At 46.3% G+C, this 14,822-nt stretch carries 9 protein-coding genes; 4 read left to right on the top strand and 5 right to left on the bottom strand.

The features are described from left to right. Nucleotides 1–14: 14 nt before the first annotated feature. Nucleotides 15–1,103 (bottom strand): FecR family protein, encoded by a 1,089-nt coding sequence (locus tag KOE27_RS21025; RefSeq protein WP_215240754.1) that lies wholly within the window; start codon nucleotides 1,101–1,103, stop codon nucleotides 15–17. Between the two features lie 190 nt (nucleotides 1,104–1,293). Next, nucleotides 1,294–1,911, bottom strand: coding sequence for an RNA polymerase sigma factor (locus KOE27_RS21020; RefSeq protein WP_215240753.1), 618 nt, complete (start codon nucleotides 1,909–1,911; stop codon nucleotides 1,294–1,296). Between the two features lie 556 nt (nucleotides 1,912–2,467). On the opposite strand from KOE27_RS21020, the gene KOE27_RS21015 reads away from it, so the two are divergent. The 3 genes from KOE27_RS21015 to KOE27_RS21005 all read left to right on the top strand — a co-directional run bounded on the left by KOE27_RS21015 (nucleotide 2,468) and on the right by KOE27_RS21005 (nucleotide 8,518). Continuing rightward, complete coding sequence (locus tag KOE27_RS21015) at nucleotides 2,468–4,789, top strand: PSD1 and planctomycete cytochrome C domain-containing protein (RefSeq protein WP_406566863.1); 2,322 nt, start codon at nucleotides 2,468–2,470, stop codon at nucleotides 4,787–4,789. A 91-nt stretch (nucleotides 4,790–4,880) separates the two neighbouring features. Then, nucleotides 4,881–6,338 (top strand): DUF1501 domain-containing protein, encoded by a 1,458-nt coding sequence (locus KOE27_RS21010; RefSeq protein WP_215240752.1) that lies wholly within the window; start codon nucleotides 4,881–4,883, stop codon nucleotides 6,336–6,338. Continuing rightward, nucleotides 6,338–8,518 carry an FN3 associated domain-containing protein gene (locus tag KOE27_RS21005; RefSeq protein ID WP_215240751.1) on the top strand — a complete coding sequence of 727 codons (2,181 nt, stop codon included), beginning with the start codon at nucleotides 6,338–6,340 and terminating at the stop codon, nucleotides 8,516–8,518. The genes KOE27_RS21010 and KOE27_RS21005 overlap by 1 nt, the downstream gene beginning before the upstream one ends. A 31-nt stretch (nucleotides 8,519–8,549) precedes the next feature. On the opposite strand, the gene KOE27_RS21000 is transcribed toward KOE27_RS21005, so the two are convergent. Continuing rightward, entirely contained in the window at nucleotides 8,550–9,290 is a 741-nt protein-coding gene (locus KOE27_RS21000; protein ID WP_215240750.1) for an MIP/aquaporin family protein, read from the bottom strand. A 157-nt stretch (nucleotides 9,291–9,447) separates the two neighbouring features. On the opposite strand from KOE27_RS21000, the gene purB reads away from it, so the two are divergent. After that, entirely contained in the window at nucleotides 9,448–10,803 is a 1,356-nt protein-coding gene (gene purB, locus KOE27_RS20995) for an adenylosuccinate lyase (protein WP_215240749.1), read from the top strand. 49 nt (nucleotides 10,804–10,852) lie between these two features. On the opposite strand, the gene KOE27_RS20990 is transcribed toward purB, so the two are convergent. After that, nucleotides 10,853–13,396 (bottom strand): adenosylcobalamin-dependent ribonucleoside-diphosphate reductase, encoded by a 2,544-nt coding sequence (locus KOE27_RS20990; protein ID WP_215240748.1) that lies wholly within the window; start codon nucleotides 13,394–13,396, stop codon nucleotides 10,853–10,855. Nucleotides 13,397–13,724: 328 nt separating this feature from the next. Further along, a complete protein-coding gene (gene proC / locus KOE27_RS20985; protein WP_215240747.1) occupies nucleotides 13,725–14,528 on the bottom strand; it encodes a pyrroline-5-carboxylate reductase in 804 nt (267 codons plus the stop codon). Nucleotides 14,529–14,822 lie beyond the last annotated feature (294 nt).

The raw sequence follows: 14,822 nt of genomic DNA, 5'->3' as shown, positions 1-14,822 counted from the left end.
ATCGGGTTTTAGGGTTAATAATTACAGCCTTTACTATCAATAATGATTTGCCCGTTTTCCTCCCGGAAGGAGGCCCGGACCGACAGGCAGATCGACTCCAGTTTCTCAAAGAAAGTCTCGTTAGCAAATGACGCTGAGATCTGGCAGTTCTTTAAAACCTCTGCATCGTACGTTATTTTTACTCCGTAAGCATCCTCCAGTTCTTTTAATATACGAATGATTGGCACGTCTTCGTAACTGGCAGACAAACTGGCCGAAGTACTGATCACAACAGGTTTTTCCACCAGTTCACGCGTCAGCTGCTCGGTTTCGGGAGAAAATACCGCCATTTGATTAGGGGTGAGAAAAACGGCGTCGGAGGTTAAATTCTGCCCGCTCCCGTGCCGCGCAGAAACCGCCACTTTCCCGGATTTCACGATCACCGCAATTTTCTGGTGATCAGGATCATCCCGTATCCAAAAGGAGGTTCCCAGCACGCGGGTAATGACTGTTTCTCCAACCACAAAAAATGGTTTATCCGGATCTTTTGCTACATCGAAAAAAGCATTACCCCGCAGAAAAGTCCTGCGCTCATACTTATTGAAATTCGTCGGATAAGTTAGTATCGCGCCTGGTTCCAGGGTAACTTTGCTCCCCTCCGGCAGTTTCACCAGCCTGGGGTGCTGTCCAACGTTTTCTTCCTTTACCCAGCCCATCGCCGGAGGTTGTGTTTTAACGGTCGTTATTTTCGTGCCGATTTTGTTATCCTTTACGAAATAGATCGCCATGCCCGAAATAAGCATAACTGAGGCTACATAGCTAAGCCACCTCCAGGCAAAAAGAGGTCTTTCCGGAAACTCACTTTCCCTTTTTATGCCAGCAACCCTTTCCAGCGTACGATCAATCGTGGTGTTTATCTCCTCCTGGGTAAGCGAGCCATGATCCGTTTTGAAAGCCTCAAAGAGTGCTTTTGCCCTGAGTACCTCTGCTTCCTTTTCCGGATAAACTTTGAGCCAATTATCCCAATACTGAGTGGCCGCGGGATTATTGCCTTCAAGGGATTGCCGAAACCAATCGTCCTGCAAAAAATCCTCCGCGTCGTATAGTCTGTACTTGTCTAACATAACGAGTCTGGTTTGCTAAATGAATAGAACACAGTTATCAGCGGCAGATACCCCATTCTTCCAAAAAAAATAATGGACATATTCACAGGGCAATACCTGTTTATCTGCTGACAGAAATAAATAGCACAGATAAGTTTCTGATTATGAAAAGGAAAGCACCGCTCAACGACAATGAAGCTGTACGGAAATATCAGGACAATATCCTGCAAATGAGAAGTAAATGAATGACCGATCGCACCAGAACAGGAACTCCCGACGAATGAAGACTTTTCAGGGCGTTGAGGGCTTTTTGAAAAAGATTTGAAACCGACTGGTCCGAAATTCCCATTACCGCGGCTGTCTCGTGCCGGTCAAGACCCTGATAAAACTTCAGATAAATGACCTCCCGCTGTCTCTCAGGTAAGCGGCCCAGCAGGTGTGCCACCAGTTTGTTTTGCCCCGCTATAGACTCTCGTTCAATCAAGGTATCCTCTGCCGACTGCTCCGTTGAAAACAACATGTCACTTTTAGGATCAAGCGAAGTCAAAGTGATCCTTGATCTGCTGCTAAACATTTTTCTGCGTAACGCTGTCAGCAGGTATGCCTTGGGTGAGTCGGGCAATGCCAGGTTTTCACGGTATTGCCACATTCCGATGAACACGTCCTGGATGCAGTCCTTGATAAACTCACGGTCGTTGCTAAACTTGCTGCCATAATTGTACATCTTTGGCAGGTACAACTCCATTAAAGAACGCAAGGCCCTCTCGTCCCCCGCTTTGAAGGATACCCACATGCTCAAAATTTCAGATTTTGCATGGCGGTCTACCATATGTAAACAACGGGTGTTTAGGAACTAATTATTTCAAATCAGACATTCTTAAAGCGTACCGTTTCCGGTGAGTTCTGCTGACTTTGCAGTGTTGGTTGAGCGTATATTAATTACAGTGCAGTTTTGGCAATCGTATACCTGCAAGTTGCAAGTTTAAATGAATTTCAGATGAACACCGCTTGCATCTTCATAAATAGTCACGATAACGTTATCGGAAGTAACGGTTTCGCTGGGGTTGGCCTACGAGCCTGAAACCGCAAAAGATATCCTCTGCAACCATTCCTGTTTCCTTCAACGGCGCCGTATTCGGCCCTGTGTACCATTTTTGTCGAATGCTGGATACTCCGGTTTTTCAAGAAACTCACGGAGAACCAAGGGTATAATGCCCCAGGAAATTTCTTTTATCATTACTCAACGTTAGGCAGGCACGGTCCCTTGTATGGGGTGTATATTTATTAAAATAATTTAAGAATTTTTGGTAGGATGAAGTTTTGTGCGGTATTTTGTCGTTTATAAATATAGGAAGAAAAAATTAGTGTATTTAGGTATCCAAGTTATGATGAAGCGTCTTTTGTTTTCGGCAGCTGTTACCATTGCCATCACTATGCTGGCTATTTCCTGCTTTCAAAAGAACGGGACTTTAAAAAAGTCGTCGGGAGATGAGGTTGTATCCTATAATTTTAACGTCAGGCCGATCCTTTCCGACAAATGTTTTGCCTGCCACGGGCCCGACGCCAAAAAGCGGGAAGCGGGTTTGAGGCTGGATATGGCGGAAAGTGCTTATGCCAAGCTCAAGGACGGCAAAGGGTATGCCATTTTGCCGGGTAATCCGGAGCAGTCGGAGGTTTATAAAAGAATTACTTCCTCGGACCCTGATTATCAGATGCCTACGCCGGAATCTCATCTTGGCTTGTTAACTGAATCGGAGATCGCAACAGTTAAAAAGTGGATTGAGCAGGGTGGAAAATACGAACAGCACTGGGCCTTTTCAATGCCAAAGCAATCGCCCTTGCCTGACGTGGATGAAAAAGATTGGGTAAGAAATGAAATCGACTATTTCACCCTGTCCAAAATGGAGGAAATGGGGTTAGCACCCAGTGAGGAAGCCGATAAGGAGCATCTGTTGAAAAGGGTATCCCTTGACCTGAACGGCCTGCCTCCCAGCCTGGAGTTGCAGCAAAAATTTGCCGCGGACAAGACTGACAAGGCCTATGACAAAATAGTTGATGAGTTGCTGTCGCAGAAGACTTATGGAGAAAAAATGGCCGTTCACTGGCTTGACGTTTCCCGTTATGCGGATTCATACGGTTACCAGGATGACGAGATAAGAAGCCAATGGCCCTGGCGCGACTGGCTGATCAGCGCATTTAACAGGAATTTACCTTATGATAAATTCCTGACCTGGCAGCTTGCAGGAGATATGCTACCGAATGCAAATAAGGAACAGATCCTGGCAACAGCGTTTTTGAGAAATCACAAATACACAGAAGAAGGCGGTGTCATTCCAGAGGAGTACCGCATTGAATATAATATTGATAAAACCAAGACTTTCAGTACCGGGATACTCGGCCTTACAGTTGAATGCGCACAATGTCACGATCATAAGTACGATCCCATCTCTCAGGAGGATTATTACAGGCTTTTTGCCTTTTTTAACAATAGCCGGGAAAAGGGATATGAGGGAGACATATCCATGACCAAACCTGCCAAAACACCAATTCTGACAATTGGCGAAAGTGACATAAAGAGTCTGCTGACTTTTATAAACCACCCCGACACAACAGGCCTGATGGTATCGGTAATGGGAGAAAACGATACCTTACGGCCTACGCATATTCTGAACCGCGGAGTTTACGATGCTCCCGGACGGATTGTAACGGCAAGCGGGCTGAAGGCTGTGATGAAATTTGATACCACCAAATACCCTAAAAACAGGCTCGGGCTGGCAAGATGGACGGTAAGCAAGCAGAATCCGTTAACCGCCAGGGTATTTGTGAACCAGATTTGGCAGGAATTCTTTGGCCGTGGTATTGTAAAAAGTACCGGAGACTTTGGTATGCAGGGAGAGCTGCCTACCCATCCTGCATTGCTAGACTGGCTGGCTGTGGATTTTATGAACCATGGCTGGGACATCAAAAGGCTGGTAAAGCAAATCGTGACGTCTGCTACTTACCGGCAATCCGCAAAGTTGTCTCAGGAGAAATTGAGTAAAGATCCGGAGAATATCTATTTGTCCAGAGGGCCCCGATACCGGTTATCTGCTGAATTTATCAGGGATATTGTTTTGTCGACCAGCGGGCTGCTTAACCCGAAAGTCGGAGGGCCTAGTGTAAAACCATATCAGCCCAAAGGTTTATGGGAAGCCGCAACCTCCGGACGGGGCCAGTTATCGAAATATGTGCAGGACCGAGGTGATGCCCTCTACCGGAGGGGGATGTATACCTTCATCAAACTGACGGTACCACCACCTTCCATGATCATTTTTGATGCCAGCAACCGCGATCATTGTGAGGTAAAAAGGTTAAAAACCAACACACCTTTACAAGCGCTGGTGATGCTCAATGACCCGACTGTACTGGAGGCGTCGCGTGTGATGGCAGAAAGGATATCCTTGAAACCCGCGGCAATGGAAGATAAGATAAGTGAAGTGTTCCAGCGAATTGTTTGCCGCAAACCCACAGAAAAGGAACTCGGGCTTTTACTGGGATACTATCAGGATGAAGCCGGTGTTTTTGGTAAGAATAAGACTCAGGCTGAAAAGGTACTGAACGTAGGAGAGCATCCGCACGAAGAAAAGGTGAAGGCAGACCAGGCCGCAGCTTTAATGCGGGTCATCAGCATGTTGTTCAACATGGAGGAGACCATTACGAAATCGTGACATAAGACCTGAAATCCGGGGTCCTTAAAAATATTGACAAGAGATTATTACAGTAAAAAAGCTTATAGCTAATTGCTAACAGCCATTCACTATGGAAAAGCAGGTTTTTGATTTTGGAATGAATACCACCCGCAGACATTTCCTGTCCAAGCTCAGCCTTGGTCTGGGAAGTGCGGCGCTGGGATCGCTGCTGATACCCGACATTTTTAAAGGAACAGCAGAAAGTGATATGAACGATTTCGTGGCCGGATTACCACATTTTGCCCCGAAAGCCAAAAGGGTTATTTATCTGTTTCAAAACGGAGCCCCGTCCCAGCTGGATCTTTTTGACTATAAGCCGATGCTCAATAAAATGCACGGGGAAGATTTGCCCGAGTCTATCAGGGGCGGCCAGCGTTTGACAGGTATGACAGCCAACCAGGCAAAGTTTCCTTTGGCAGGATCTATTTTTAATTTTAAGCAGCACGGAAAGTCTGGAGCGTGGATGAGCGAAGTGCTCCCGCATATAGCCGGTATCGCCGACGATCTTTGTATCATCAAAACGCTGAACACCGAAGCTATTAATCATGATCCTGCACTTACATTTTTCCAGACCGGTGCACAGGTAGGTAACCGCCCGAGCATGGGTGCCTGGCTTAGCTACGGGCTTGGCAGCGAAAATCAGAACCTGCCCGGCTTCTGTGTGCTTCTATCGAGAGGCAAGGGTAACGGCCAAGGGGTGTATTCCAAATTATGGACCAATGGTTTCCTGGATTCAGTACACCAGGGAGTACAGTTCAGCAGCGGAGAAAACCCGGTTCTGTATCTGAACGATCCGGAAGGAATGGACAGAGCGCAACGCAGAAAAATGCTGGATAAGCTTTCGGAACTGAACCAGGGTACCTACGCGGAATTTAATGATCCGGAAATCACTGCGAAAGTGCAGCAATATGAAATGGCTTTTCGTATGCAAACAGCGGTTCCGGAAATTACGGATATGAGCAAAGAACCGGAGTCTATCGTGAAAATGTATGGACCTGAATGTCTGGTGCCCGGTACCTATGCGGCAAACTGTCTGCTGGCCAGGAAGTTGTCGGAGCAGGGTGTGCGGTTTATTCAGCTTTATCATCAGGGCTGGGACAGCCACGGCGGGTTACCCAACGAAATCAAAGGACAATGCATGGATGTAGACCAGGCTTCGGCGGCGCTGGTCACCGACCTCAAACAGAGGGGACTTTTGGATGAAACCCTGGTAATATGGGGAGGAGAATTTGGACGTACTAATTACTGTCAGGGCACTTTAACAAAGGATAATTACGGTCGGGATCACCATCCGAGGGCCTTTACGGTTTGGCTGGCAGGGGGCGGTATCAAGCCCGGGATCGTGTATGGAGAAACGGATGAATTTGGATATAACATTGCCAAAGACCCGGTTCATGTTCATGATTTTCATGCAACTATACTGAACCAGCTGGGCCTTGACCACGAAAAATTAATATATAAACACCAGGGCCGTCGGTACCGTCTTACAGACGTTGCCGGTAAACTTGTAAAAGGGATTATCGCTTGATGGCTCAGACTTTTAAAAATTCAGTTTCCGGTTGGAGTATTAAAGGAGCGGTTTACAATCTGGCTTTTTTTCTGAACGGATTATTAGTATTCCTGCTTCTTTTTGAAGACAGATTTCAGGCTCCCGCCTGGATGCAGCCATTGGGGCGTTTACATCCGCTGGTGCTACATTTCCCGCTGGTGGTCCTGTTGATTTACTCCATCTGGGTGATTGCAGTGGAAAAAAAGGATTCTCTTCGCTGGCATTCGGGGCTGTCCGAAAACTTGCTTCTCATCGGCGTTTTTACGGCTGTCATTGCCGCCTTCTCCGGTTTTATTTTATCCCAGGAGCAGGGTTATGAGGCAGATACTTTATTCTGGCACAAATGGCTGGGAATACTGATCTCCCTGGTTAGCATTATTTGGTATAGCATGTTGGCCTATCTGCCTCCATGGAAACCCGCAGCCAAACTCACGGCATTGGGAATGGTTATTTTTTTGCTGGCAGGCGGACACCTAGGCGGAAACCTTACACATGGAGATGACTTTCTGACGGCAGCTTTTATACCCGTGGAAACAGAAGAAAGCCGGGTTAGTCTGGAGGATGCCAAGGTTTACGAAGACTTGGTAAAGCCGGTTCTGGAGCAGAAATGTTATGCCTGCCATAACGAGCAAAAATCAAAAGGTGGCCTGCAGATGCAGACGCGTGAGCTGCTTGTAAAAGGCGGGAAAAGCGGGGTTCTATGGGATACCACCAGGGCTGACCTTGGTCTGTTGCTGTCTCGCATACATCTTTCGCCGGATGATAAAAAACACATGCCCCCAAGCGGGAAGGCCCAGCTCACGGACGAAGAGATTGTCTTACTGGCGGCATGGGTGAAATCCGGACCCGATTTTGAGCAAAAGGTAAGTGCTCTCAATCCGCAAAGTCCTGTATATGCCTATGCTCAGAATGTACTTGGAGGGAAGCGTACCGAGGAGCAGTATGATTTCGGACCTGCAGATGCAGAGGAAATCAAAAAGCTGAATACCAATTATCGCCTCATCAAACCCCTGGCCGTCGGTTCGCCGGCTTTGTCCGTTAATTTTTACAACCGGGCTAATTTCAAAAGTTCGGATATCGGCGACCTTTCTCCCTTAAAGAACCAGATCGTATCGATGGATCTGAGCAAGATGCCGGTGAAGGATGAAGATTTAAAAGCCATAGCGCAGTTTCCGGAGTTGAGGATACTGATTATGAATTTTACAGATATAACCGGATCAACTTTAAACGAACTTAAAAAGCTGGGGAAAATACGGGAAATATCGCTGAGTGGTACCGCTGTAAAAATGGCCCAGGTCCAGGTTTTGAAAGAAATACCTTCGCTCAAAAAAGTATTTGTGTGGAGTACAGGATTATCAACAGAGGAACTTGCCAAACTGAAGTCTGAAAAAAATATCCGGTTCGAAACGGGCTACAGGAGTGATACCGTGATACTCGCATTGAACCCGCCTGTGATAGAAAATGAGGATGCCATCCTTAAAACCGGTGTGCCTGTTAAAATGAAACATCAGATTCCGGGAACCACTATCCGGTATACACTGGATGAGTCCGAACCTGACAGCAGTACTTCTCTGGTTTATAAAAAGCCATTTTTGATAGATAAAAATACAACGATAAAAGCCAGAGCCTTTAAGGAAGGCTGGTACGGGAGTAAAAAAACTGAAAAGTTTTTCTTTAAGGCCGGTTATACCATCGACAGCGTTCGTCTAATCAACCAACCGGATCAGAAATACAGGTCAAAACTTGATCTGACGATCAGAGACGGAATAAAAAGTGATGAAACGGCTTCCAGCGGCAAATGGCTGGGGTACCGTGAGCAGGATTTTCAGGCATATCTTCTATTTAAAAAGGCCGTCAATGCATCCAGTGTTACACTGAGCATGTATCGTAATATCGGAGGTTTTATTTTTCCTCCGGTCCGCATTGAAATCTGGGGAGGAGGAGATGAAAAAAATCTGAAGCTTTTGAAAGTGCTCACACCTGAACCACCGGACAAGACAACCGGAAACAGCAAGAACGTTGCCTTTACTGCCGATTTTGTCCCTCAGCCGGTTGCATGTATCAAGGTAATTGCCAAGCCGCTGGGTAAATTACCCCCCTGGCATCCCGGAAAGGGAGAAAAAGCCTGGGTTTTTGTAGACGAGGTGCTGGTGAACTGAGATCTAAATCTTAAGTGAGCCCGATTACGATTTAAAGGGCGATCATGCGCATCAGAAACCCAGCCACTGCGGCTCCAAGTAGGGGTGCAAGGACGGGTATCCATCCATAGCCCCAATCGGAAGAACCTTTGTTGTCAATAGGTAAAATGGCGTGGGCAATCCTAGGTCCCAGATCTCGTACCGGATTAATGGCGTAGCCTGTAGTACCACCAAGAGAGAGGCCGATACTCCATACCAGCAAGCCAACCAGGTAAGGTGCAACACCAGGGGGGATACCTCCCTTTTCCGGGTTGGAGGAATCAGCATAACCGATTGCCACTATACCTACGATCAGCATGATGGTGGCCAGAAATTCGCTGAGAAAATTGGCTCCGGTTTTTCTGATTGCCGGATCCGTGGCGAAACAGGCCAGCTTTGCGCCGGGATCGCTGGTTGCTTTCCAGTGAGGCAAATATTGCAGCCACACGAACACCGCTCCTAAAAATGCACCGATCAGTTGGGCAGGGATAAAACTTGCCAGGAGGCTGTAATCATTTTTCAGTACAGCAAAGCCTATAGTTACAGCGGGGTTCAGGTGTGCAGCGGCACTTCCAAAAACATTGGCCGTGAAAACTCCTATCATCACCGCAAAACCCCAGCCAGCCGTGATCACGATCCAGCCGCCGCTGTTGCCCTTGGTACCTTTGAGCACTACATTGGATACTACGCCGTTGCCAAGAACGATCAGAATCATCGTCCCAACTAATTCGCCTAAAAATGGTGATGGTTGCATGAATTTGGATATCAGGTCAGGTAAAAGACGAATATGCGAATAGTTTTAAAATATCTTTCACAAATACCAAAAAGAATATTTCATCCCGGGTTTACCATTTTTGGATGATGAATTCTACTAACTTTGTCCCCTAATCTATCTTTTTGTACTGAATATCATGTCTTTGAATCAACTTACGGCGATTTCGCCCGTGGATGGCCGTTATTACAAGCAAGTATCTGAGCTTTCAAATTACTTCTCGGAGTATGCACTTATTTATTACAGGGTATACGTTGAGATTGAGTACTTTATCGCTTTGTGTGAAATCCCTCTTCCGCAATTATCCGACTTTGACAAAAAAACATACGCCTCCCTTCGCAAAATCTATGAAGAATTCAGCGAACAGGATGCTCTGAGCATAAAGGAAATAGAAAAGGAGACCAACCATGATGTGAAAGCGGTTGAATATTTCATTAAGCTTGAGTTTGAAAAGCTGGGAATTGAGGCTTACCAGGAATTTATCCATTTCGGTCTTACATCACAGGATATCAATAATACGGCTATTCCTTTATCCTTAAAAGATGCGCTGGAACGTCAGATAAAACCGTTGTTCCGTCAGGTACTCTTTGTTTTGAAACGGATGTCAATTGAGTGGAAGAACACACCCATGCTCGCTTTCACACATGGACAGCCGGCTTCCCCCACACGTGTTGGTAAGGAATTCCTTGTTTTTGTGGAAAGGCTGGAAAGGCAGCTTGAGATGCTGGATAAAATTCCGCATTCGGCCAAATTCGGTGGTGCGACGGGTAACTTTAACGCACATCATGTGGCTTATCCCAAACACGACTGGATGGCGTTTGCGCATCACTTTGTGGAAGGCTTAGGTTTAAAAAGAAGCCGTCATACGACCCAGATCGAACATTATGATAACCTGGCAGCCATTTTTGACTGTCTGAAAAGAATCAACACAATCCTTACTGACCTGAACCGGGATATGTGGACTTACATATCGATGGGATATTTTAAGCAAAAAATAAAAGCCGGAGAGGTAGGTTCATCTGCCATGCCGCACAAGGTTAACCCGATCGATTTTGAAAATTCAGAAGGGAATCTCGGACTTGCTTCGGCTCTTTTTGAGCATTTCGCCAGCAAACTTCCAATATCCAGATTACAGCGGGATTTAACGGATTCTACCGTTCTCCGCAACATTGGTGTGCCGGTTTCTCATCTGGCGATTGCCCTGAATTCTCTGCTGAAAGGATTGGGTAAAGTGGAGCTTAATTCGGACAATCTTAAAGCTGATCTGGAGGATAACTGGGCTGTCGTTTCAGAGGCAATCCAGACGATTTTACGCCGTGAAGGGTATCCCAAGCCCTATGAAGCCTTAAAGGAGCTGACACGTACCAACGAAAAAATCACGCACGATTCTATATCAAGATTTGTTGAGACGCTGGACGTTTCAGAGAAAATAAGAGAAGAACTGCGTCAGATTACCCCATTCAACTATCTGGGCGTAGTGGAGGAGACACATTGATTTTATATCGCCAGACAATCCATTCAGCGTTGTCTGGCGATAGTTTATCTTATCCGCACTTCGAAGAGCCGCAGTCTTTGCAGGTCAGGCAACCTTCCTGATACATCAGATTTGTGGAATTACAATTCTGACACATTTGCTTTTTCACTTCCGTTCCGTCCGGAACATAACGTTTCAGTGCGCGGGCAACCCCGTTTTTCCAGGTATTAATGGATTCATCCAGCTGTAGGCTGCTGATGAGGTCAACTACCTTTTCAATAGGCATTCCGTGTCTCAAGGTACTGGAAATCAGTTTGGCGTAGTTCCAGTACTCTGGATTGAACTTGTGCGAAAGTCCTTCAATGGTAGTTTTGTAACCACGCGTATTTTTATACTGAAAATCATAGCGTGAGCTGCCGTCTGCTTCACGGTTTTTAATGATCAGCCCTTCGTTCACCCAGCGTGGAATCAGTATCCCGTCTTCGTCATCGGCAAATCCTGTGAAGATCTCATAAGGCCGGTCGTCGATCAGCCCGATGAAGGCAATCCATTTATCCTTTTTATTCTGAAAACGAACTACATCTGCATCAAGGGTTTGAGGTCTGATGGTTGGAAACGGAGTGTTGGAAGGGGTTTTCGCCTCTTCTTTCTTTTCAGAATTTGAAATCAATACACCCGACCGTGAGCCATCGCGATAAACTGTAACACCTTTGCAGCCCGCTTTCCAGGCTTCCATATAACATTCACCAACAATATCTTCGGTCACGTCATTGGGCATGTTAATGGTGACACTGATGGAGTGGTCCACCCATTTCTGAATGGCTCCCTGCATCCTGACCTTTTTCAAATAATCCACATCGTTGGAAGTAGCCTTATAATAGGGAGATTGTTTCACCAGGTCGTCGAGTTCTTTTTCCGAATAATTACTCCGGATTGTATGGCCTTTCACTTCCATCCACTGCTTGAAACGGTGGTGGAAAACCACGTATTCTTCCCAGGAATCGCCCACTTCATCCACAAAATCTACACGTGCGTCTTTATCGTTGGGGTTAACCTTACGTCTTCTTTTATACACAGGCAGAAAAACCGGCTCTATACCGGAAGTGGTTTGGGACATCAGGCTCGTGGTGCCGGTTGGTGCAATGGTGAGCAACGCTATGTTTCTTCTGCCATATTCTAGCATTTCATAGTAGAGCTGTGCATCTGCCTCTTTTAACCGCAGAATAAATGGATTGTTCTTTTCCCTTTCAGAATCAAAAATCTTGAAAGCGCCTCTTTCCCTCGCCATGTGTACGGAGCCGCGATAGGCTTCCAGTGCAACGGTTTTATGGATTTTAACAGCAAACGCAGTGCCTTCCTCGCTACCATATCGTAAGCCCAGCGCCGCAAGCATATCTCCTTCCGCCGTGATACCGATGCCTGTTCTTCTGCCTTCTTTGGCTTTGATCCGGATGTTCACCCATAAATTCCGCTCGGTGCGTTTTACTTCTTCATCTTCCGGGTCAGCGTCAATTTTCTGAAGTATTGCATCAATTTTTTCAAGTTCCAGGTCAATGATATCGTCCATCATGCGCTGGGCGGCGGCAATATGCTTTTTGAATAAGTCCCAATTGAAGCGGGCCTGTGGCGTAAACGCATCCTCCACATAGGAAAAAAGATTGATAGCCAGTAATCTGCACGAATCATAGGGGCATAAGGGTATCTCCCCACAGGGGTTGGTGGATACCGTTGCATAACCCAGGTCGGCATAGCTGTCCGGTACCGACTCCCGGATGATGGTATCCCAGAACAAAATCCCGGGTTCGGCGGACCGCCAGGCGTTATGCACAATTTTTTTCCATAGGGCAGTTGCGTCAATCTCCTTTATATAAACCGGGGAAACGCTGTTGATCGGATATTGCTGTATGTAACTGGAACCGGTTTCTACAGCTTTCATAAACGCATCGTCGATCCGGACGGAAACATTGGCTCCGGTTACTTTCCCCTGCTCCATTTTTGCATCAATGAAGTCTTCTGAATCCGGATGTTTGATGGCAACTGATAGCATCAGTGCCCCTCTGCGGCCGTCCTGGGCCACTTCGCGGGTGGAATTTGAAAAGCGTTCCATAAAAGGAACAATTCCGGTAGAGGTCAGCGCCGAGTTTTTTACGGGAGAACCTTTAGGGCGGATATAGGAAAGGTCGTGCCCCACACCTCCACGACGTTTCATCAGCTGAACCTGTTCCTGGTCTACCTTCATAATGCCACCATACGAATCAGAAGGGCCATTATTGCCAATCACAAAACAGTTGGACAATGAGGCGATCTGATAGGGGTTGCCAATGCCTGTCATGGGACTGCCCTGAGGGATGATGTATTTAAAATCCCGGATCAGGTCAAAAATCTCGGTTTCGCTCAGCGGATTGGGGTAAAGGTTTTCGATGCGGGCAATCTCTTTTGCTATCCTTCGGTGCATATCGTCCGGCGTAGCCTCGAAGATATTTCCGTATGAATCTTTCAAAGCATATTTATTTACCCAGACGCGGGCTGCCAGATCATCGCCTTTGAAATACTGCACGGACGCCTGGAAGGCTTCGTCGGAAGAATAGGTTTTTGTAGTTTGTATGGCTTCCATGTCAATTGGTTACTGCAATTCTTGTAAATTTCATGCGTTGCAAAGCTAAACATTTTTTAATTTTTCTGTGGGATGAAAATGAAAAAGTTGACAAATTATATCTTTTAATGTATTGATTTTGAGTTTATTGTAATATTTTGCTTTGTTGAAAAGTTTGCAGAAAAATTAATAAAATTAGTTTTCGGTTATGTTAAGTTGATAATCAGCGAGTTGCTGCTGCGAATAGTGTTGAAGTCTTTGGCCGGGAGGCAGGGTCTGTCAGCGCAACGGCCTGTTTCTTCTGGAAACAGGCCGTTGCGGAGATTGGAAAAAGGTATTGTAAGGATGCTTATCCTTTTGAGAGTTCTTTGGATCTCTGTTGCGCGGCGAGTATCCCTTGTTTTAATGTTTCGTCCAGATTGCCAGCTTCAAACTGGCGTAACGCAGCTTCCGTAGTACCGCCTTTTGAAGCAACGGCTTTAATGAGTTCATCCAGAGATTTGTCGGCGGTGTTGATCAGGTGAAAGGAGCCAAGCATAGTCTGTTTCACCAGTAATGCTGACACCGATTCCTCAAAGCCCATTTGTTTGCCCGCCTCGATCATGGCTTTCACAACATAGAAAAAATACGCGGGACCGCTTCCGCTCAGTGCGGTCACGGCGTTCAGCTGATCCTCGTCTTCCAGAAATACGGAGCGTCCGGTTGCATTGATCAGGTTTTCAATTTTCCGCAGCTGGTTCATTTCCACTTCCGGAGAGGCCGCATAGGCGGTGATCCCCATTCCGAGCATAGCGGGGGTGTTAGGCATAGCCCTGATCACCGCTTTATGGTCCAGAGCCTCCTGGATGATCTGGATGGTGACGCCTGCCATGATCGACAGTACCACCTGCCCGGGATTCATTACCTCCCGCAGCGCGCCGGAAACAGAGGTGAAATCCTGGGGTTTCACCGAAAGTATGACCAGGTCATATTCGCCGATCTGCGGGCTGATCACGCCTGTAATTACACCCGGCTGGAAACTGCTTAATTTTTCCATACGGTCTTCACTTTTTTCAACGAGTAAAAAGTCTTCCTTTCTGACAAGATCAAATTTCAGAAAGGCTCTGGCAAAGGCCATTCCCATATTGCCGCAGCCAATGATCGCAATTTTCATCAGGTTTTAAAGAGATATTATGATTCTTAAATATCGGGTTACACGAACATACTGCCCTCAGGTGATCTTCCCGGATAAGGAGGGAGGACGAATTTAAATGGAATGAATTAGATAAACGGCATGTTTGATCTTTAATATTCATCTGTTTCGGGGTCGGGTAAATCATTTAACTTTTTACCCGATTCCTGTCTTAAAATATTATTCTGTTATATTGCTTTACTGAATGGTATATGTTTTGAAAAATTTGTAGAATGCGTTCGTTTAATACTGTATCTTTTCAAAGTTCCAAATAAC

It is taken from the genome of Dyadobacter sp. CECT 9275 (assembly GCF_907164905.1).
In the GTDB taxonomy this organism is placed as follows: Bacteria; Bacteroidota; Bacteroidia; order Cytophagales; family Spirosomataceae; genus Dyadobacter; species Dyadobacter helix.
This window is presented reverse-complemented; position numbering and strand designations above follow the sequence as displayed.